Here is an 18897-nt window from a genome sequence, read left to right as displayed (position 1 = left end):
ACGCCTTTTTATTGCCCGCTAAGGCAGCAGCGGCATGCCGAGCTTAATGGCTTTGATGACGGCGGCGTGACGCGACGTGACGCCGAATTTCATTCGTACATTGGCGATATGAAAATTGATCGTTGTTTCTGATCTGTTCAGAATGAGCGCCACCTCGGCACTGGTTTTTCCTTGGGCACACCAACTGAGGACTTCATGCTCTTTTGGCGTTAGAGAGGGTATGAAATCAGGCGATGTAGAGGGTGTATCCGGCGAGAGTGGTCGCCTGGAAAAACTGCACTTTTTCATATGTTGCCCTTGCATTGAGGAGTGTGCCGGACGAGAAGATCATTCTTGATGTGCTAAAAATAATCGGTCTGCTGACGACTCAACAACGTGGCAGGGTTGTAGGAATGTCCATGACAGTAATGGAATATTCCTACATGGATTCGAGTGCTTTATACGTGCGCTTGCGTGGGTGTTTAAGTTGATTGCACACAAGTTGGTGATCAACTCGTTACCTGGCGAGCAGGGCGCCCGCCAGGCGTTTTACTGGGTTGCCATAAAGGCAACCGCCAGTCAGGGCGACTGGCGGCGGTGTTACTCGCAGCCTTTAACGCCTGATTCAGGCATTGGCTGTGGTGTGGCGTTTGGCGCTGCGCTTGCGCCAGATACGCACGATAGGGAACAGCAGCATCACGGCGGTCAGGCCCCAGACACTCATGGTGATCGGGCTGGCCCACAAGATCTCCAGTGCACCATTGGAAATCGACAACGCACGACGCAGGTTCTGCTCCATCAGCCCGCCCAGAATGAACCCCAGCAGGACCGGCGACAGCGGGAAGTCGAGCTTGCGCAGGATATAGCCGAAGATGCCGATGGCGATCATCAGGAACAAGTCAAAGGTGGTTGCATGCACGGCATACACGCCAATCGCCGTGATGATGGCAATCACCGGCACCAGTGCCCAGTTAGGCACGGCCAGAATGCGCGTGAAGATGCGGATCATCGGAATGTTGAGGATCACCAGCATGATGTTGGCGATGAACAACGAAGCGATCAGGCCCCAGACAATGTCCGGTTGCTGTTCAAACAGCAGTGGGCCCGGGGTGATGTTGTACAGCGACAAGGCGCCGATCATCACCGCCGTGGTGCCGGAACCCGGTACGCCGAGTGTCAGCATCGGGACCAGGGCACCGCACGCCGAAGCGCCGATAGCGGTTTCGGGTGCCGCCAGACCACGTGAGTCACCTTGACCGAATGTGCCTGTGGCACCGGCCAGACGTTTCTCCGTCATGTAGGCCACCGCACTGGCCAAGGTTGCACCGGCACCCGGCAGCACGCCCATGATGAAGCCCAGCAAACCGCAGCGGATATTCACTACGAACACCGCGGAGGCTTCTTTGAGGTTGAACATCATACGGCCGGTGGCTTTCACGGCTTCCTGGCCGCGATGGGTTTTTTCCAGCAACAGCAGAATCTCGCTGATGGAAAACAGCCCGAGCACCAACACGACAAACTGGATGCCGTCAGTCAGGTGGATGTTATCGCCGGTGAAGCGATACACACCGCTGTTGGCATCGATCCCGACGCACGACAGAAACAGGCCGATCAGTGCTGCGATAAACGTCTTGAGTGGTCGGTCGCCAGCCATGCCGCCCAGGCAGACAATCGCGAACACCATGAGCACAAAGTATTCAGCCGGGCCGAAGGCAATCGCCCATTTGGCCAGCAGCGGGGCAAACAGCACCATGCCGCAGGTGGCAATGAATGCGCCGATGAACGAGCTCCAGGCCGATAGCGACAACGCCACGCCGGCCAGGCCTTTACGTGCCATTGGGTAGCCGTCCAGGGTGGTCATGACCGTCGATGCTTCGCCGGGGATGTTCAGCAAAATCGAGCTGATACGCCCGCCGTATTCACAGCCCAGGTATACCGCGGCCAACAAGATAAGCGCGGACTCTGGCGGCAGGCCGAGGGCGAAGGCAATCGGGATGAGCAGGGCCACGCCGTTGATCGGGCCAAGGCCGGGCAGCAGGCCGACTACGGTGCCGATCAAGGTCCCGCACAGTGCGGTAACCAGGTTGTAAGGGCTGAGCGCGACGCCGAAGCCCTGGCCCAAATAGCTAAAAGTATCCATATCAGTTCTCCAGAACTTCGAGCAGGCCAAGCGGCAGCGGAACGTCCATCGCTTTATCAAACAGCAGATAAAGACCGACGCTCATCAGGCTGATGATCACAATGCTCGGCAACCAGCGGCCGCCATACAGGCGTGCCATCGGGATGCCGACCAAGATGGCGCTGAGGACAAAACCGAGGGTTTCGAAGGTGCCGGCAAAGATCAGCAACAGCACGACACACAGGCCGATTTTGATCAGGGTTTCGCGATCCAGTTGCGGGTCATCCTCGCTGTGCACCACCGGCGAAGGGCGAAAGATCATGTAGATCAAACCCAGACTCATCAGGCCGAGCATCAACAGCGGGAAGGCGCGTGGGCCGACCGGTTCGTAAGAAAAAGACGCCTGATAGGGCCAGGCCATCGCCGCCAGACAGAGGCAGACGATGAGCAGCGCCGAGGCAAAAATACGTTGTAAGAGCATGGTTCACTCCAGGGCTGTGCCCCCGCGGTCAAGGGCACGGTCAGCGATCAGCGACGGTTACTGAATGAGACCAAATTCCTTGGCCAGGACTTTGTAATCAGTCACTTGTTTCTTCACGTAGGCGTCCAGCTCCGGGCCGGTCATCGAGAACGGAAACAGTTCGCGCTGATCACGCAAGGTGGCGAAGTCTTCGGACACCAGCAGTTTGTCGAAGGTCTCTTTCCACCACTCATAGTCGGCGTCGCTGACTTTTGGCCCCAGGTAGAAGCCGCGCACCACCGGCCAGACGATGTCGTAGCCCTGCTCTTTGGCGGTCGGGATGTCTTTCATTTGCGGGTCGTCGAGACGCTCATTGGCGAAGACCGCCAGCAGGCGCATGTCACCGCTCTGGATGTGAGGCATGGAGTCGGAAATATCGGTGCTGCCGACCTGGATATGGCCGCCTAGCAAGGCCGTGGCGATTTCGCCGCCGCCTTCCAGCGCTACGTATCGCAATTCACGCGGGTTGATACCTGCTGCTTTGGCGACCAGTGCTGTCTGCATCCAGTCCTGGCTACCCACTGTGCCGCCAGAACCAATTACCACACTGCCCGGATCTTTTTTCAGTGCTTGAACGAGATCGTCGAGATTCTTGTAGGGCGAGTCTTTTTTCACGGCGAGCGCGCCGTAGCTGGTGCCGACGGCCGCGAGCCAGCGAACAGCGCCTTCATCGAAACGCCCGAACTTGCCTTGTGCCAGGTTCAGCAGTGAACCGCTGGACCATGCCACCAACGTGCCGGCGTCTGCCGGGCGCTGCGCGACTACCGCGTTATATGCCACCGCGCCCACGCCACCCGGCATGTAGGTCACGCGCATCGGTTTGCTGAGCAGTTTTTCGTTTACCAGTGCGCTTTGCACCAGCTTGCAGGTCAGGTCAAAACCGCCGCCAGGGGAGGCCGGGGCGATACATTCAGGGCGTTTAGGTTCAGCCATCAATTGGCCAGCGAACAACATGCAGCCGGCAGCAAGAGCCAAAGAGCGCAGTGAGAAATTCATAATGTCTCCGCAGGAGTTATTGTTTTAAATGAGCAGAAAAGTGCTGTTATCAGTCGTGGCCATCGCCAACGTTTACGCAGGGCAAGTGCCGTGCATCGTCAGCGTCATGGGTACAGCGAGGGGCAACAGAATGTCGTTCGCAGGCCTGTGTGGCGGTGAGCGAAGACGGGGCAAGCAGGAAGGCAAAGGGCGATAGGCTGAGGCGTCAGCATACGGTGTGCTCCATTATTGTTCTTATTGGCGAAAACACGTCGAGGTGTTTTGCGCAGCGCTAAAAAAACATTTGCGCAACAGATGTAACTGTTTGTTGGCGAATCCTAATCCGCCAACCTTTCGTGAACCTTTCAGTTTTCTTTCAGTGTTTATTTGGGGTTCACAGCCCCGTTTGCGTCTGTACACTTCGCGCACAGAGCCACAGGCCTGAACAAAAATAATGAGGTAAATCCGATGCGTGTTCTTTTGGTCGAGGATCAGTTGCAGTTGGCCGAGAGTGTTGCTCAAGCGTTGAAAAGTACCGGCCTGACCGTGGACGTCCTGCACGATGGTGTGGCCGCTGACTTGGCACTGAGCAGCGAAGACTATGCGATGGCCATTCTGGACGTGGGCCTGCCGCGAATGGATGGCTTTGAGGTGCTGGCGCGTTTGCGCGCGCGTGGCAAAACCCTGCCGGTGTTGATGCTGACTGCACGCAGTGACGTTAAGGACCGGGTGCATGGGCTCAACCTGGGCGCCGATGATTACCTGGCCAAACCGTTTGAGCTGGCTGAACTCGAAGCGCGGGTCAAAGCGTTGTTGCGCCGTAGCGTGTTGGGTGGCGAGCGTCAGCAGCGCTGCGGCCCGCTGGTTTACGATCTGGAGACCCGGCGCTTCACGCTAAAAGACGAATTGCTGACCCTGACCTCACGCGAGCAGGCCGTACTGGAAGCGTTGATCGCAAGGCCGGGGCGGGTCATGAGCAAGGAACAACTGGCGGCTCAAGTGTTTGGCCTCGACGAAGAAGCAAGCCCGGACGCGATTGAAATCTACGTGCACCGCTTGCGCAAAAAACTCGACGGCCATGCGGTGGCAATTGTGACGTTCCGGGGCCTGGGCTACTTGCTGGAAGGCCGTGATGTTTAAGGTCGACAGCCTGCGTTGGCGGTTGCTGTGGACCCTGACCCTGTTGCTGGTGGTGCTGATGCTCGCCAGCAGCCTGAGTGCTTACTTCAATGGTCGCGAAGCCGCCGATACGGCTTACGACCGCACTTTGCTGGCATCCGCCCGCACCATTGCCGCAGGCTTGTCACAGCGTGATGGCAGCCTGAGTGCCGACGTACCTTACGTGGCACTCGATACCTTTGCCTACGACAGTGCCGGACGCATCTATTACCAGGTTTACGATATTCAGCGGCGGCTGATTTCGGGCTATGAACACTTGCCGGCACCGCCACCCGGCACGCCACGAACTGACGACTACCCGGCGCTGGCGCGTTTTTACAACGCTGAATACCGCGGGCAAAACGTCCGTGTGGTGAGCCTGCTCAAGGCCGTTAGCGAACCGAACATGAATGGCATGGCCGAGATTCGCGTGGCAGAAACTGACGAGGCGCGCGTGGCCATGGCGCGCAGCCTGATGGCCGACACCTTGCTGCGTCTGGGTATGCTGGGGCTGGGCGCATTGTTAGTGGTGTGGTTTGCTGTAAGCGCCGCTTTACGCCCGCTGGAGCGTTTGCGTACCGCCGTTGAAGAGCGCGAGCCGGATGATCTGCGGCCGTTGCCGCTGGTGCCTGTACAACGTGAGCTAAGGCCGCTGGTGCAGACGTTGAACCACTTCACCGAACGCCTGCGCTGGCAGTTTGAGCGCCAGGCGCAGTTTATTGCCGACGCGGCCCATGAGTTACGCACCCCGCTGGCCGTGCTCAAGGCCCGCATTGAATTGGGCTTGCGCGCACATGACCCGCAGGTTTTGCGTCACACGTTGGAACAAACGGTTAAAGACACCGACCGGCTGACGCATTTGGCGAACCAGTTGTTGTCGCTGGCACGCATTGAAAATGGTGCCAGGGCGATTGCTGAGGGCGGGGCGCAATTGCTCGATCTCAGCCAACTGGCCCGAGAGCTGGGCATGGCCATGGCGCCCCTGGCGCATTCCCGAGGCGTGGCCCTGGCGCTGGAAGCCGACCAGCCGGTCTGGCTGCGCGGCGAACCGACCTTGCTCAATGAGCTATTGAGCAACCTGATCGACAACGCACTGGCGCACACCTGTACTGGGGGTAACGTGATCTTGCGGGTGTCCTTGCCAGCGGTACTGGAAGTTGAAGACGACGGTCCGGGTATCCCGTATGAAGACCGTGAGCGAGTGTTTGAGCGGTTTTATCGACGTAACCAGCAAGTGGCTGGGAGTGGTTTGGGGCTGGCCATTGTTGGCGAAATCTGCCGCGCGCATCTGGCCCACATCAGCCTGCATGACGGCGCCGAGCGCGGGTTGAAAGTGCGGGTGAGCTTCGTATCGGCAGCCGACAATCGTTCGCTGTAGGCGCGAGTTATCGCAGCCTTCGTGCCTCGGCAGCGACTACGGGTTCTGTAGGAGCGAGCTTGCCTCGCGATCTTTTGATCTTGCGTCGCACCGGCCGGTACAGGGTTGGATGATTTTACGGCCGCTTCGCAGCCGGACGTAGCCTCGCAAAGCTCGTCAACTGCTACAGGTTTAGCGTGCTGTAGGAGCGAGCTTTTGATCTTGCGTCGCACCGGCCAGTACAGGGTTGGATGATTTTACGGCCGCTTCGCAGCCAGACGTAGCCTCGCAAAGCTCGTCAACTGCTACAGATTTAGCGTGCTGTAGGAGCGAGCTTGCCTCGCGATCTTTTGATCTTGCGGCCGCTTCGCAAGGCTCGTCACGGCTACAGGTGTGGCGTTACATGAACATCCCGCGCGCATCGTTCATTTGTTGCTGAAACACCTCGCTGTCAGCATCCAGCTTCAGACGTTTGAATGCGTGCAGCGCATTCAAGTTGTGGCTGAGTGTCGGGGTGTCGCGCTGTTCGCAGAACACCGTGGCGATTTGCACCAGGTCGATGTAGTCGATGGCCTTGGACTCGCGGCCAACGTCCTGATACTGCCCCGGCAGCTTGAGCAGCATTTCCGGAAACTCCCAGACCGCGAGCAATTTGTCGCCAATCACCGGGTGAATGCGCTCGATCACATGGTTCAGCGACACCGGGTCTGCGAGCAGTTCGTTATGTTCCTCGGCATAAATCAGGATCGGCAATACGCCAATTTGATGCACCAACCCGCCAAGCGCTGCCTGATCGGGTTTGAGCGAGGTATACCGCCGACAAAACGCATAGCACACACCGGCCACCTCCAGGCTTTGTCGCCAGACGTCGCGCATTTTGCTTTCGACGACAGGCGAGCGGGCGTGGAAGATCTGTTCCATGACCAACCCAATGGCCAGGTTGCTGCTGTAATTCACGCCCAGCCGGGTGATGGCGGTGTGCAAGTCTGTCACTTCATACAACGCGCGCAGGAGCGGGCTGTTAACGACTTTAATCAGCCGCGCCGCCAGCGCGGTATCGCGACCGATGACTTTGCTGAGGTTGCTGACGCTGATTTCCGGGTTTTCCGCTGCCTTGCGAATATTTAACGCCACTTCCGGTAGCGTGGGCAAAACCAGGTCATCTCGAACGATGGCCTTTACCAAGTCCATCTGGACTTTGCTCGCCAACATGCTCATTTCTATTCTCGAGAATTAACGCTGTATCTCACGATCACGGTCGAGTTGATAAGGCAGATCAAGCAAGGTCAGCGCAGGGCCTTGCAGATCGCCCACGTGAATGTCTCCCGCTTCCACCGCGTCAGCTGTCAACACGGCCAGCAGTTCAATACGCTCCGGAGTATGAGCAGCAATCACGACTTCGCCCACAGCGCTGCTGTGTGTCGGTGAAAACAGCGGCGTGCCAGGCTCTGGCTGCGCATTGCCTGCCTCAAGCGACAGGCGATAAAGACGGCGTTTGAGCTTGCCGAGGTATTGCATGCGCGCAACGATTTCTTGCCCGGTGTAGCAGCCCTTTTTGAAGCTGACACCGCCTACCGCTTGCAGGTTGATCATTTGCGGGATGAACAGTTCGCGCGTTTGCGGCATGACCTGACCAATGCCAGCGCGGATCTGGCCGAGTGTCCATTGGTTGATATCAGCTTCAGGCAACTGGGCTTTCAACTGCTGGTGCAAGTGTTCGGCTTGCTCGGCCGGAGCCCACAGTTCTGCTCGGCCGTCTGACACACGAATGGCGATGAGGCCATTCGCCCGGGCGACGCTGTCGGTGTCGGCAGGCAGGTCGATGCCCAGGCCTTGCAACACTGCGTCGCCCTGGCTCAGGCCAAAGCGCACCCAGTGATCGCTGTCATCGGTCAATTTTGATTTGGAGAACACCGCGTACTTTTTCAAGTCAGCCAATTGTGGCTCGACCAGTTCACGCGCCATGGCCAGAAAGCAGCCCTGCGGTTCGAGGAGGATACGGAAACTCGACTGCATCCGGCCTTTCTGCGTGCAACGCGCACCGAGGCTTGAGCGCGTGTCGCTCAGATAATTGAGGTTACAGGTGAGTTGTCCCTGCAGGAACTTGCTGGCGTCGTTGCCAATAACAGCAAGAACGCCTTCGTGAGACAAGGTGCAGAAAAAAGCAGAGTCGGCCATGAGTCATCGCAGGTTGTAAAGTCTGGGACACATCATAGAGGGGTGACCTGTAAATGGGTAGTTCGCAAAGGTTCTCGACAACCGACCAAAGCCGACTGTTCTCTCTTGGATCGGTCTGTATACTTGCGCTCTATTTGAGGAGCGCTCCATGGTCGAAGATGTTGAACTCAATCGTCTCTACTGGCACAGCCGCCGCGGCATGCTTGAGCTGGACGTACTGCTGGTACCGTTCGTCAAGGAGGTTTACCAGCACCTCAATGACGTTGATCGCGAAGTCTATCGCAAGCTCCTGGAGTGCGAAGACCAGGACATGTTCGGCTGGTTCATGGAGCGCAGCGAGTCTCAAGACCCCGAGCTGCAGCGCATGGTCCGCATGATTCTGGACCGTGTCCAGCCCAAGTGATTTCTTTGAATGCCGCTGGCACGCCTCCGGGCAATTGCTGGCGGCGTATCTGGCAGCGCAATCGCTGGCACTGATCTCAATCTGCCTTCTTTCGATACCCGTGTGGGCTCGCCTGCTTGGGCTGTTGTTGTGCCTGATGCATGGCGTTTGGGCAGTGCCCCGGCATATTCGGTTGACCCACGCCAAGGCCTTCAGTGGTGTGCGACGAAACGCCGAGGGTTGGCAGTTATGGAGTCGGGCAAAGGGCTGGCAGGCCGTGCAGTTGCAGCGCGACAGCCTGGCGTTGCCAATGATGGTGCTGCTGCGGTTCAGCGTGCCGGGCGAACGGTGGGTGAGGGCGGTGTGCATCCCGCGTGACGCGCTGGCGCCGGATCAGCACCGGCGCTTGCGCGTGCGACTCAAGTTCAGTCGGCGTAGGTGGTTGGCACCAGAATAGTGTCCAGCGCTTCAGGCAGCATGTCCGGGTAGTCGAGGGTGTAATGCAGCCCCCGTGACTCCTTTCTCGCCATTGCACTGCGGATCATCAACTCGGCCACTTGCGCCAGGTTGCGCAGCTCAATCAGGTCGCGGCTGACTTTATAGTTACTGTAAAACTCATCGATCTCGTCCAGCAGCAGGCGCACGCGGTGCTCGGCCCGTTGCAGGCGCTTGTTGGTGCGGACAATACCCACGTAGTCCCACATAAAGCGCCGCAGCTCATCCCAGTTGTGGGCGATGATCACGTCTTCGTCCGAATCGGTCACCTGGCTGGCATCCCAGCTGGGCAGCGAATCTGGAATGTCGATGTGTTCGAGTTGCGTGAGGATGTCGTCTGCCGCAGAGCGGGCGTACACGAAGCATTCCAGCAAAGAGTTGCTGGCCATGCGATTGGCGCCGTGCAGGCCGGTGAAGCTGGTTTCGCCAATGGCATACAGGCCGGGGACGTCGGTGCGCCCGTGACCATCCACCATGACCCCGCCACAGGTGTAGTGCGCCGCAGGCACCACCGGAATCGCCTGTTTGGTGATGTCGATGGAAAATTCCAGGCAGCGTTCATAGACCGTCGGGAAATGGGTCTTGATGAACGTGTCGGATTCATGGCTGATATCCAGGTACACGCAGTCAATGCCCAGGCGTTTCATTTCGTGGTCGATGGCGCGGGCCACGATGTCCCGCGGGGCCAGTTCACCACGCGGGTCAAAACGGTGCATAAAGCGCTCGCCATTCGGCAGCTTGAGGTGTGCACCTTCGCCACGCAGGGCTTCGGTGATCAAAAAGCTCTTGGCTTGCGGGTGATACAGGCAAGTGGGGTGGAACTGGTTGAATTCCAGATTCGCGACCCGGCATCCCGAGCGCCAGGCCATGGCAATGCCATCACCGCAGGCGCCATCGGGGTTGCTGGTATAGAGGTATACCTTGGCTGCGCCGCCTGAGGCCAGAATGGTGAAGCGCGAGCCGTAGGTGTCGACTTCGCCGGTGGCGCGGTTGAGCACGTAGGCTCCCAGGCAGCGGTCACCTTCCAGGCCCAGGCGACGGGCGGTAATCAGATCAACGGCCACGCGTTGTTCGAGCAATTCAATATTGGGGCGCTGGCGGGCTTGTTCGAGCAGAGTCTTGAAGATAGCCGCGCCGGTGGCATCGGCGGCGTGAATGATGCGCCGATGGCTGTGGCCGCCTTCACGGGTGAGATGGAACTCAAACCCTGGGTGCTCAGGGTCGGCGTCCTCATCGCGGGTGAAGGGCACGCCCTGGTCGATCAGCCACTGAATGGCTTCGCGACTGTGTTCGACCGTAAAACGCACGGCATCTTCATGACACAGGCCGCCCCCGGCATTGAGGGTGTCTTCGACGTGGGACTGGACCGTGTCGGTGTCATCCAGCACGGCAGCGACGCCGCCTTGTGCCCAAAATGTCGAGCCGTTGGCCAGGTCGCCCTTGCTCAAAACTGCAATGCGCAGATGGCCTGGCAGTGACAGCGCCAGGCTCAGACCGGCAGCCCCGCTGCCAATCACCAGCACATCGTGTTGAAAATGTTGGCTCATTCTTCTTATGTCCGCAAAAAAAGCGCCCACTAGTATATAGAGGGGGGGATCGGCACAATAGCCGGGCCTTTGTGGCGTTGGGTCATTACAGCGGGCGAGAAGTGTGCCTCAGAGTGTGGCGATCTGCATGCCGTTTTGCAGAATAAATCGGCAAACCAGAGGCTGCGCGTCGGGCACAACCTGCGCACGAACTGTATTTTATCCTGCTATAGACGTTACACCTGATCTGAATTTTGGAACTTTTCCGACAGCTCAGGGTTCAATAGCAGGTTGCCCGCCATAAAGGGGAGTTGCGTCAATGCCATACGGGGTTGATTTTACGGCCCGCGCAGGTGACTTTGACGACAAGATTATTGACGCAGCCGGCCAGGCCCGAGCTGCGTTTTCGTGCGTGCCAAATCCGAGTGCGCAGGAAACTTGCCAGGGGGGAGAGAACTTTTGCGAAAAGCCCGAGTCTATGTTTGCAAGCCTGATCAATTAGCAAAACACTCTTCCTCCCGGTCTTATGAGGAGTATTCATGCTAACCCAGGAAGAGGATCAGCAGCTGGTCGAGCGCGTGCAGCGCGGCGACAAGCGTGCATTTGATCTGCTAGTGCTGAAATACCAGCACAAAATTCTCGGGTTGATCGTGCGTTTTGTGCACGACACCCATGAAGCCCAGGACGTGGCACAAGAAGCCTTTATCAAGGCTTACCGTGCACTTGGCAATTTTCGCGGAGACAGCGCCTTTTATACGTGGCTGTACCGCATCGCCATTAACACGGCGAAAAACTATCTGGTGTCACGCGGTCGTCGTCCACCCGATAGCGATGTGAGTTCTGAAGATGCTGAATTTTATGATGGTGATCACGGTCTGAAAGATCTGGAATCGCCGGAGCGTTCTTTGCTTCGCGATGAGATCGAAGGCACGGTTCACCGCACCATTCAGCTACTGCCAGAAGATTTACGTACGGCATTAACTTTACGTGAGTTTGATGGTCTGAGTTACGAAGATATTGCGAGCGTCATGCAATGTCCGGTGGGTACCGTACGATCCCGGATATTCCGTGCTCGGGAAGCCATCGATAAAGCCCTGCAGCCGTTGTTGCAGGAAAACTGAGACAGCGGCGACAGCCAAGAGAGGAACCGCCATGAGTCGTGAAGCCCTGCAGGAATCGCTGTCCGCAGTGATGGATAACGAAGCGGACGAACTGGAATTACGTCGGGTATTGAATGCCTTTGACGATGCACAAACACGTGCCACCTGGAATCGCTATCAGGTTGCCCGTGCTGTGATGCACAAAGATCTGCTGATCCCTCGCCTGGACATCGCATCTGCAGTATCGGCCGCACTGGCCGAAGAACAAACACCCGCCAAAGCCAAGCGCAGTCACTGGCAAAGCATTGGCCGCCTGGCAGTTGCTGCCTCGGTGACGGTGGCTGTTCTGGCGGGTGTCAGACTGTACAACCAGGATGACATCGTGGGCGCCCAACTGGCCCAGCAAGGCAATCAGCCGAGCCTGAGTGCGCCGACAGTTAAAGGCCCGGCGGTACTGGCCAACTACAGTGAGAGCTCTGATCAGGGCACCGGGCCAATGGCCAATGGTGTACTGCAAGGCCAGGCTGGTTGGCAGAATCAGCGTTTGCCGGGCTATTTGCGCCAGCACGCTGAACAAGCGGCCATGAAAGGAACTGAAAGCCCTCTGCCTTACGCACGAGCTGCAAGCCTGGAAAACCGTTAAGGGCCATCATGCGCGTCCTACCTCTGTTACCGCTTCTGCTCAGTGGTTTTTTTGTTGTACCTGCTCATGCCGATGACGCCCAAGACTGGCTAAAACGCTTAGGCGCGGCTGAGCAGCAGCAAAGCTATCAAGGCACGTTTGTTTACGAGCGCAATGGGAGTTTTTCGACCCATCGCATCTGGCACCGCGTGCAAGACGGCAAAGTGCGTGAACGACTGGTGCAGCTTGATGGTGCACCTTATGAGGTGGTTCGTGCCGATGGGCGCACCGAGTGCGTCACTGGCAAACTGATCAACGGCCTTGCAGATGTCGCCGACACCACCGCGCGACAGCTGGATTTGCAACGCCTTGAAAACTGGTATGCCGTGACTCGCGCGGGTGATTCGCGGGTAGCCGGTCGCCCTGTGGCGGTCATTGTGCTAACCCCGCGTGACCAGCATCGCTATGGCGTTGAACTGTACCTGGACCGTGAAACCGGCTTGCCTTTGAAGTCATTGCTGGTCAATGACAAAGGGCAGTTGCTGGAACGTTTTCAGTTCACCCACCTTGAAACGACGCCGCCCAACGACAGCCAGCTCACCCCCGGTGACCGTTGTCAGGCCGTGGCCACCTCTCAAGCGGCTGCACCTGTGAGCAAACCTGTGCACAGCTGGCATTCCGACTGGTTGCCGCCAGGGTTTGAACTCTTGAGCAGCAACGTGCGTCGTGATCCCAAAACCAAAACAGAAGTCACCAGCCTCATGTATGACGACGGCTTGACGCGTTTCTCGGTGTTCCTCGAACCCCTGAAAGGCGACGCTGTGCCCGACATGCGCCTGCAGCTGGGTCCGACTGTTGCGGTCTCAAGGCACCTCTCGACCCCTGACGCAGAGATCCTCGCAACCGTGGTGGGCGAGATCCCGATGGGAACCGCAGAGCGTATTGCACTCTCGATGCGGGCAGGGCAGGCCGAACCCTCGACGACGGTCAAACCTTGATGGAACACTGAAATGAGCGGTGAACATTTCAAATTGTTTTTTTCATTTTTTTTACAAAGGTCAGTGCCTAATGGGCTCTGACCTTGTTTGTTTCTGGTCCGCCCAAAAACCGGTCTATGCTGGCTTAAGTTTTTGGGACTCATTGCACAACCCTGCTGGCTATTAACGGGAGCTGTAAACCAATGCCTCGATTGAAGTCTTACTTACCCATTTTTGCTGCCGTGCTGATGCTCGGCCAGGCAGTGCCCGCGCTGGCTGAAGCGCAGTTGCCCGACTTCACGCAGTTGGTCGAGCAGGCATCACCCGCCGTCGTCAACATCAGTACGACGCAAAAGCTGCCGGACCGCAAAGTCTCGAACATGCCAGACCTCGAAGGCTTGCCGCCGGGATTGCGTGATTTCTTTGAACGCGGCATGCCGCCAGGCATGGGCGGTGGCCAAGGTGGGCGTCAGCGCGAAGCTCAATCGCTGGGATCGGGTTTTATCATCTCCCCGGACGGCTACATCCTGACCAACAACCACGTAGTGGCTGACGCTGACGAAATCATCGTGCGTCTGTCTGACCGCAGCGAAATGAAAGCCAAGCTGGTCGGTACCGACCCGCGTTCCGATGTGGCCCTGCTGAAAATTGATGGCAAAAACCTGCCGGTGCTGAAGTTGGGCAAGTCTCAGGACCTCAAGGCCGGTCAATGGGTGGTAGCGATCGGCTCGCCGTTCGGCTTTGACCACACCGTCACCCAAGGCATCATCAGCGCCATCGGCCGCAGCCTGCCGAATGAAAGCTATGTGCCGTTCATCCAGACTGACGTGCCAATCAACCCGGGTAACTCCGGTGGCCCGCTGTTCAACCTGGCAGGTGAGGTGGTCGGCATCAACTCACAGATCTACACCCGTTCCGGTGGCTTTATGGGCGTGTCGTTCGCGATCCCTATCGATGTGGCCATGGACGTTTCCAACCAACTCAAAGCCGGCGGCAAGGTTAGCCGTGGCTGGTTGGGCGTGGTGATTCAAGAGGTCAATAAAGACCTGGCGGAATCCTTCGGTCTGGAAAAACCTGCCGGTGCGCTGGTTGCTCAAGTACTGGACAACGGCCCGGCTGCCAAAGGCGGTCTGCAAGTAGGTGACGTGATCCTGAGCATGAATGGCCAGCCGATCGTCATGTCGGCCGACCTGCCGCACCTGGTAGGCGCGCTGAAAGCCGGTAGCAAAGCCACCCTTGAAGTGGTGCGTGACGGCAAGCGCAAAACCCTGGACCTCACCGTGGGCGCTATCCCGGATGAAGGCAAGGAGATGGCTGGCCTGACCGGTGCTGAGCAAAGCAGCAACCGTCTGGGCGTCGCTGTCGCTGACTTGACCGACGAGCAGAAGAAAGCCAACGACATCAAAGGTGGCGTGATCATCAAAGACGTACAGGACGGTCCTGCGGCGTTGATTGGTCTGCAACCGGGTGACGTGATCACTCATCTGAACAACCAGGCGATTACCGATGCCAAGCAATTCACTGAAATTGCCAAGGCATTGCCAAAAAATCGTTCGGTCTCAATGCGTGTACTGCGTCAGGGCCGCGCCAGCTTCATTACCTTCAAGCTGGCAGAGTAACCAACCCTTGTAGTCGCTGCCGAAGGCTGCGAAGGGTTGCGCAGCAACCCGTTTCTCCAGCAAACGGCAGTGACCACAGAGACACAGCAAAAATAAAAAGCCCGTATCGCGAGATACGGGCTTTTTTTATTTCTTCTGTTTAGGGATGCGAACCAACTGGCTGTCGGAGTATATGTCGTGCCAGGTGCGCTTGCGTTTATCGAACACAGACCAGATAAACCCCAGCCCTAAACACAGCCACGAACCAATCGACACCATAAAGCGCAACAGCGCTTGCCACAGGCTGATCGCCGATCCATCGGCGTTTTGCACGCGCACGCCCCACACTTGCATGCCCAGGGTTTGGCCGCTGTGGGTCCAGAACTTGGCAAAGAACGCGAACAGGACAAACAACAAAATGGTCGAGAGCAACGGGTCGCCATCCAGCGCCCCGGCTTCGGTCAGCTCGCGCATTTTGGCTTCACCGATAAAGCCCATCATGATCAGCTTGTAGATAAACGTGGTCACAATCAGCAGGGCCGTACACAGCAGAAAGTCATAGAACATGGCTGCCAGACGGCGCCCCAGGCCGGCGGCGGGAAAGTCGCCTTGGGGGCTAAGTGGTGGTTTCGACATGGCAGGCTCTCGTGAAGGAAAAACCCATCTTACGAAATTGCGCCCATAAAAAAGCCTCTGATGTCAGCATCAGAGGCTTTTGTGGAACAGAAGCTTAGGCTTCGGCTTGAACTTCGTCAGCCTGCATGCCTTTTTGGCCCTGAACAGCGATGAAGGTCACTTTCTGGCCTTCTTTCAAGCTTTTGAAACCGTTGCCTTGAATGGCACGGAAGTGTACGAACAGATCCGGACCGCTTTCCGGAGTGATGAAACCAAAACCTTTCTCGTCGTTAAACCACTTGACGGTACCGCTCTGACGTTGAGACATTTCTTAATTCCTTGACGCTAACAATTAATGGCAGCCTCCTTACGTTGAAAGAGGACTGGTGCTGGGTTGCAGGAAAGTAAGAGACGCAGAACGGGTTGTAGCAAACATAGAGCTACTGCCCAGGTCACGATTCCAGCGACCCATGCAAACACAGTGGTCAAACTCTACGAAAACAGGATTAAAAAAACAAGCCCCTTAAATACACCCCTTTATAACCTCATGTAGTTCACTTATAGCAACGCATTTAAAAGATCAAAAGATCGCGAGCAAGCTCGCTCCTACAGTGGGGTGTGGGCAGCGTTAAAGAAAGTGTGTTCATAGAGGTGTTCAATTGTTTTCATGTTTAAAGTGCTTTTTTCACTATCGAAACTTCGCACTGTTTTGTGGCAGTTGTATGGCACGCAAGTGTCATACAACTGTATAAAAAGCCCGGGGTTTAGCCCCGATAATAACGTTGCGCTACAAACGGCAGTTTAGACACTTTCATCGGCACACGTTTACCCCGAACAATCGCCCAGACCTCGGTGTCTATCGGGGTGAATGCACTGTCCAGATACGCCATGGCCAGCGGTGCGCCCAGGGTAGGGCCAAAGCCGCCGCTACACACTGTGCCGATGACGTTACCCTGTGCATCGACCACCTCGGCGCCTTCACGCACCGGTGTGCGTTCCTGGGGCAGCAGGCCGACCCTTTTTCGTGCAACCCCTTGTTGTTGCTGGGTAAAAATGGTGTCAGCACCTGGGAAGCCACCCGCACGCGGGCCGTCGGCACGGCGCGCTTTAGAGATCGCCCACAACAGGCTGGCTTCAATCGGCGTGGTTTTTTCGTTCATGTCGTGGCCGTACAAGCACAGACCGGCTTCAAGGCGCAAAGAATCACGTGCGCCCAAACCAATGGCCTGAACCTCAGGTTCAGCCAAAAGCGCGCGGGCGAGTTTTTCTGCGTGTGCTGTCGGTACCGAGATCTCAAAGCCGTCTTCACCGGTATAACCCGAGCGGCTGACATAGCACGCCACGTCCAGCAGCGTCACAGGCTCAAATTGCATAAAGGTCATTTTGGCCACGTCAGGTGCCAAGCGCTGCAACACGTTCACCGCTGCCGGGCCTTGCAGGGCCAGCAGGGCGCGCTCTTCAAACAGCGGCTGGATCTCGCAGTGGGCGCCCAGGTGTTTGCGCAGGTGCGCCAGGTCCTGCGCCTTGCAGGCGGCGTTAACCACCAAAAACAATTGATCATTGCCCAGATTGGCAACCATCAGGTCATCCAGAATGCCGCCTTGCTCGTTGGTGAACATGGCGTAACGCTGCATGCCCACCGGCAGGTCGATGATGTCGACGGGCACCAATGTTTCCAGTGCTTTGGCGGCACCGGCGCCGGTCAGCAGGATCTGCCCCATGTGCGAAACATCAAACAACCCGGCCTGTTCACGGGTGTGCTGGTGCTCTTTCATCACGCCCAGCGGGTATTGCACGGGCATGTCATAGCCGGCAAAAGGCACCATGCGGGCGCCGAGTTCAAGGTGCAGTGCGTGCAGCGGGGTGATGAGCAAGTGTTCGGTGGACATTCGTGACTCCTTGAAAATCAGCACTCAATAATGTTGACAGCCAGACCGCCGCGGGCGGTCTCTTTGTATTTGCTTTTCATGTCGGCGCCGGTCTGGCGCATGGTGCGGATCACCTTGTCGAGCGAGACAAAGTGCTGGCCGTCGCCGCGCAAGGCCATGCGCACGGCGTTGATGGCCTTGACCGAGCCCATGGCGTTGCGCTCGATACACGGCACTTGCACCAGCCCACCAATCGGATCGCAGGTCAGCCCCAGGTTGTGTTCCATGCCGATTTCGGCGGCGTTCTCGACTTGTTGCACGCTGCCGCCGAGCACTTCGCAGAGCGCGCCAGCGGCCATGGAACAGGCCACACCGACTTCGCCCTGGCAGCCGACTTCGGCGCCCGAGATCGAGGCGTTTTCCTTGTACAAAATGCCGATGGCGGCTGCCGTCAGCAGAAACCGCACCACGCCGTCTTCGTTGGCACCGCCGATAAAGCGCATGTAGTAATGCAGCACGGCCGGGATAATCCCCGCAGCCCCATTGGTGGGTGCGGTGACCACGCGTCCGCCATTGGCGTTTTCTTCGTTTACCGCCAGTGCATACAGATTGACCCAGTCGAGCACGGACAGCGCATCGCGCAGGGCGGCTTCCGGGTGGCTGCACAGTTGACGATGCAGCGCGGCGGCCCGGCGTTTGACCTTTAAGCCACCGGGTAAAATCCCTTCATTGCGACAGCCCGCGCTCACACAGTCCTGCATCACTTGCCAGATGTGCAGCAAGCCACTGCGGGTTTCGGCTTCCGGGCGCCACGCGCTTTCGTTGGCCAGCATCACCTGGCTGATGGACAAGTGCTGCGTAGTGCAATGGTTCAGCAGCTCTTTGGCGGTTTTGAACGGGTACTTCAGTGGCGTACTGTCTTCGACGATGCGGTCAGCGCCCGCAGCGTCTTCATCCACCACAAAGCCGCCGCCGACCGAGTAATACTCGCGGCTGCGAATCTGTATTCCGGCGGCGTCCAGGGCACGAAAAATCATGCCGTTGGGGTGAAAGGCCAAGGGTTTGCGAATCATCGCCAGGTGCAGTTTCTCGTTGAAATCGATGGCGTGTTCGCCGTTGAGGTTCAAACGCCCGCTGCTGCGGATCTGGGCCAGGCGTTCAGCCACGGTTTCGGTGTTGACGGTGTCCGGGAGTTCGCCTTCAAGCCCCAGCAACACGGCTTTGTCGCTGCCGTGACCTTTACCGGTGGCGCCGAGGGAACCATACAGCTCGACTTTCACGCAGGCCGTGCTCGGCAGCAAACCCTCGCGGGCCAAACCTTCGACAAAACGTGCGGCAGCCCGCATGGGGCCGACGGTGTGGGAACTGGAAGGGCCGATGCCAATTTTGAACAGGTCGAACACGCTTAACGACATAGGGTTCTCCGGT

19 protein-coding genes are annotated in these 18897 nt (G+C 57.7%); 8 read left to right on the top strand and 11 right to left on the bottom strand.

Annotated features, from left to right (window positions below; translation table 11 throughout):
- Positions 1-18 precede the first annotated feature (18 nt).
- From TU84_RS06025 to TU84_RS06010, 4 genes are all read right to left on the bottom strand, one after another.
- A complete protein-coding gene (locus TU84_RS06025) occupies positions 19-288 on the bottom strand; it encodes a helix-turn-helix transcriptional regulator (protein ID WP_082148640.1) in 270 nt (89 codons plus the stop codon).
- 316 nt (positions 289-604) lie between these two features.
- Positions 605-2119 (bottom strand): tripartite tricarboxylate transporter permease, encoded by a 1515-nt coding sequence (locus tag TU84_RS06020; RefSeq protein WP_048368007.1) that lies wholly within the window; start codon positions 2117-2119, stop codon positions 605-607.
- A 1-nt stretch (position 2120) separates the two neighbouring features.
- Positions 2121-2579: a tripartite tricarboxylate transporter TctB family protein gene (locus TU84_RS06015; protein WP_048368006.1), complete on the bottom strand. Its 459-nt coding sequence runs from the start codon at positions 2577-2579 to the stop codon at positions 2121-2123.
- Between the two features lie 57 nt (positions 2580-2636).
- Positions 2637-3614: a Bug family tripartite tricarboxylate transporter substrate binding protein gene (locus TU84_RS06010; RefSeq protein ID WP_048368004.1), complete on the bottom strand. Its 978-nt coding sequence runs from the start codon at positions 3612-3614 to the stop codon at positions 2637-2639.
- 447 nt (positions 3615-4061) lie between these two features.
- Between TU84_RS06010 and TU84_RS06005 the strand changes: the two genes are divergently transcribed.
- Complete coding sequence (locus tag TU84_RS06005) at positions 4062-4733, top strand: response regulator (protein WP_048368003.1); 672 nt, start codon at positions 4062-4064, stop codon at positions 4731-4733.
- Positions 4726-6129 carry a sensor histidine kinase gene (locus TU84_RS06000; protein WP_048368001.1) on the top strand — a complete coding sequence of 468 codons (1404 nt, stop codon included), beginning with the start codon at positions 4726-4728 and terminating at the stop codon, positions 6127-6129. The genes TU84_RS06005 and TU84_RS06000 overlap by 8 nt, the downstream gene beginning before the upstream one ends.
- A 378-nt stretch (positions 6130-6507) precedes the next feature.
- Here TU84_RS06000 and TU84_RS05995 read toward each other — a convergent pair whose 3' ends face one another.
- Both TU84_RS05995 and ygfZ read right to left on the bottom strand, forming a co-directional pair.
- A complete protein-coding gene (locus TU84_RS05995) occupies positions 6508-7326 on the bottom strand; it encodes an HDOD domain-containing protein (protein WP_048368000.1) in 819 nt (272 codons plus the stop codon).
- Between the two features lie 15 nt (positions 7327-7341).
- Positions 7342-8286: a CAF17-like 4Fe-4S cluster assembly/insertion protein YgfZ gene (gene ygfZ, locus TU84_RS05990; RefSeq protein WP_048367999.1), complete on the bottom strand. Its 945-nt coding sequence runs from the start codon at positions 8284-8286 to the stop codon at positions 7342-7344.
- 148 nt (positions 8287-8434) lie between these two features.
- Here ygfZ and TU84_RS05985 point away from each other — a divergent pair, with 148 nt between their 5' ends.
- Both TU84_RS05985 and TU84_RS05980 read left to right on the top strand, forming a co-directional pair.
- Positions 8435-8689 (top strand): FAD assembly factor SdhE, encoded by a 255-nt coding sequence (locus TU84_RS05985; RefSeq protein ID WP_048367997.1) that lies wholly within the window; start codon positions 8435-8437, stop codon positions 8687-8689.
- A complete protein-coding gene (locus tag TU84_RS05980; protein WP_048367996.1) occupies positions 8673-9125 on the top strand; it encodes a protein YgfX in 453 nt (150 codons plus the stop codon). Before TU84_RS05985 ends, TU84_RS05980 begins: the two co-directional genes overlap by 17 nt.
- Here the strand turns inward: TU84_RS05980 and nadB are convergent.
- Complete coding sequence (nadB, locus tag TU84_RS05975; protein ID WP_048367995.1) at positions 9094-10710, bottom strand: L-aspartate oxidase; 1617 nt, start codon at positions 10708-10710, stop codon at positions 9094-9096. The two genes, TU84_RS05980 and nadB, sit on opposite strands and share 32 nt — an antisense overlap.
- Positions 10711-11228: 518 nt before the next feature.
- Here nadB and rpoE point away from each other — a divergent pair.
- The 4 genes from rpoE (at position 11229) to TU84_RS05950 (ending at position 15007) form a co-directional block, all read left to right on the top strand.
- Entirely contained in the window at positions 11229-11810 is a 582-nt protein-coding gene (gene rpoE, locus TU84_RS05965; protein WP_048367992.1) for an RNA polymerase sigma factor RpoE, read from the top strand.
- Positions 11811-11841: 31 nt separating this feature from the next.
- The gene (locus tag TU84_RS05960; RefSeq protein ID WP_048367991.1) at positions 11842-12432 is read left to right on the top strand and encodes a sigma-E factor negative regulatory protein; all 591 of its coding nucleotides are present in this window, start codon (positions 11842-11844) and stop codon (positions 12430-12432) included.
- An 8-nt stretch (positions 12433-12440) separates the two neighbouring features.
- Positions 12441-13409, top strand: a complete 969-nt coding sequence (locus TU84_RS05955; protein ID WP_048367989.1) for a MucB/RseB C-terminal domain-containing protein — start codon at positions 12441-12443, stop codon at positions 13407-13409.
- A gap of 182 nt (positions 13410-13591) precedes the next feature.
- Positions 13592-15007 (top strand): DegQ family serine endoprotease, encoded by a 1416-nt coding sequence (locus TU84_RS05950; RefSeq protein ID WP_048367988.1) that lies wholly within the window; start codon positions 13592-13594, stop codon positions 15005-15007.
- Positions 15008-15133: 126 nt separating this feature from the next.
- On the opposite strand, the gene TU84_RS05945 is transcribed toward TU84_RS05950, so the two are convergent.
- From TU84_RS05945 to TU84_RS05930, 4 genes are all read right to left on the bottom strand, one after another.
- Positions 15134-15622 (bottom strand): RDD family protein, encoded by a 489-nt coding sequence (locus TU84_RS05945; protein ID WP_048367986.1) that lies wholly within the window; start codon positions 15620-15622, stop codon positions 15134-15136.
- Positions 15623-15716: 94 nt separating this feature from the next.
- The gene (locus TU84_RS05940; protein WP_007977299.1) at positions 15717-15929 is read right to left on the bottom strand and encodes a cold-shock protein; all 213 of its coding nucleotides are present in this window, start codon (positions 15927-15929) and stop codon (positions 15717-15719) included.
- Positions 15930-16365: 436 nt separating this feature from the next.
- Positions 16366-17490, bottom strand: a complete 1125-nt coding sequence (gene gcvT, locus TU84_RS05935) for a glycine cleavage system aminomethyltransferase GcvT (RefSeq protein WP_048367983.1) — start codon at positions 17488-17490, stop codon at positions 16366-16368.
- Positions 17491-17507: 17 nt separating this feature from the next.
- Positions 17508-18884 carry an L-serine ammonia-lyase gene (locus TU84_RS05930; RefSeq protein ID WP_048367981.1) on the bottom strand — a complete coding sequence of 459 codons (1377 nt, stop codon included), beginning with the start codon at positions 18882-18884 and terminating at the stop codon, positions 17508-17510.
- Positions 18885-18897 lie beyond the last annotated feature (13 nt).

Source organism: Pseudomonas helleri, assembly GCF_001043025.1.
Classification (GTDB): domain Bacteria; phylum Pseudomonadota; class Gammaproteobacteria; order Pseudomonadales; family Pseudomonadaceae; genus Aquipseudomonas; species Aquipseudomonas helleri.
This window is presented reverse-complemented; position numbering and strand designations above follow the sequence as displayed.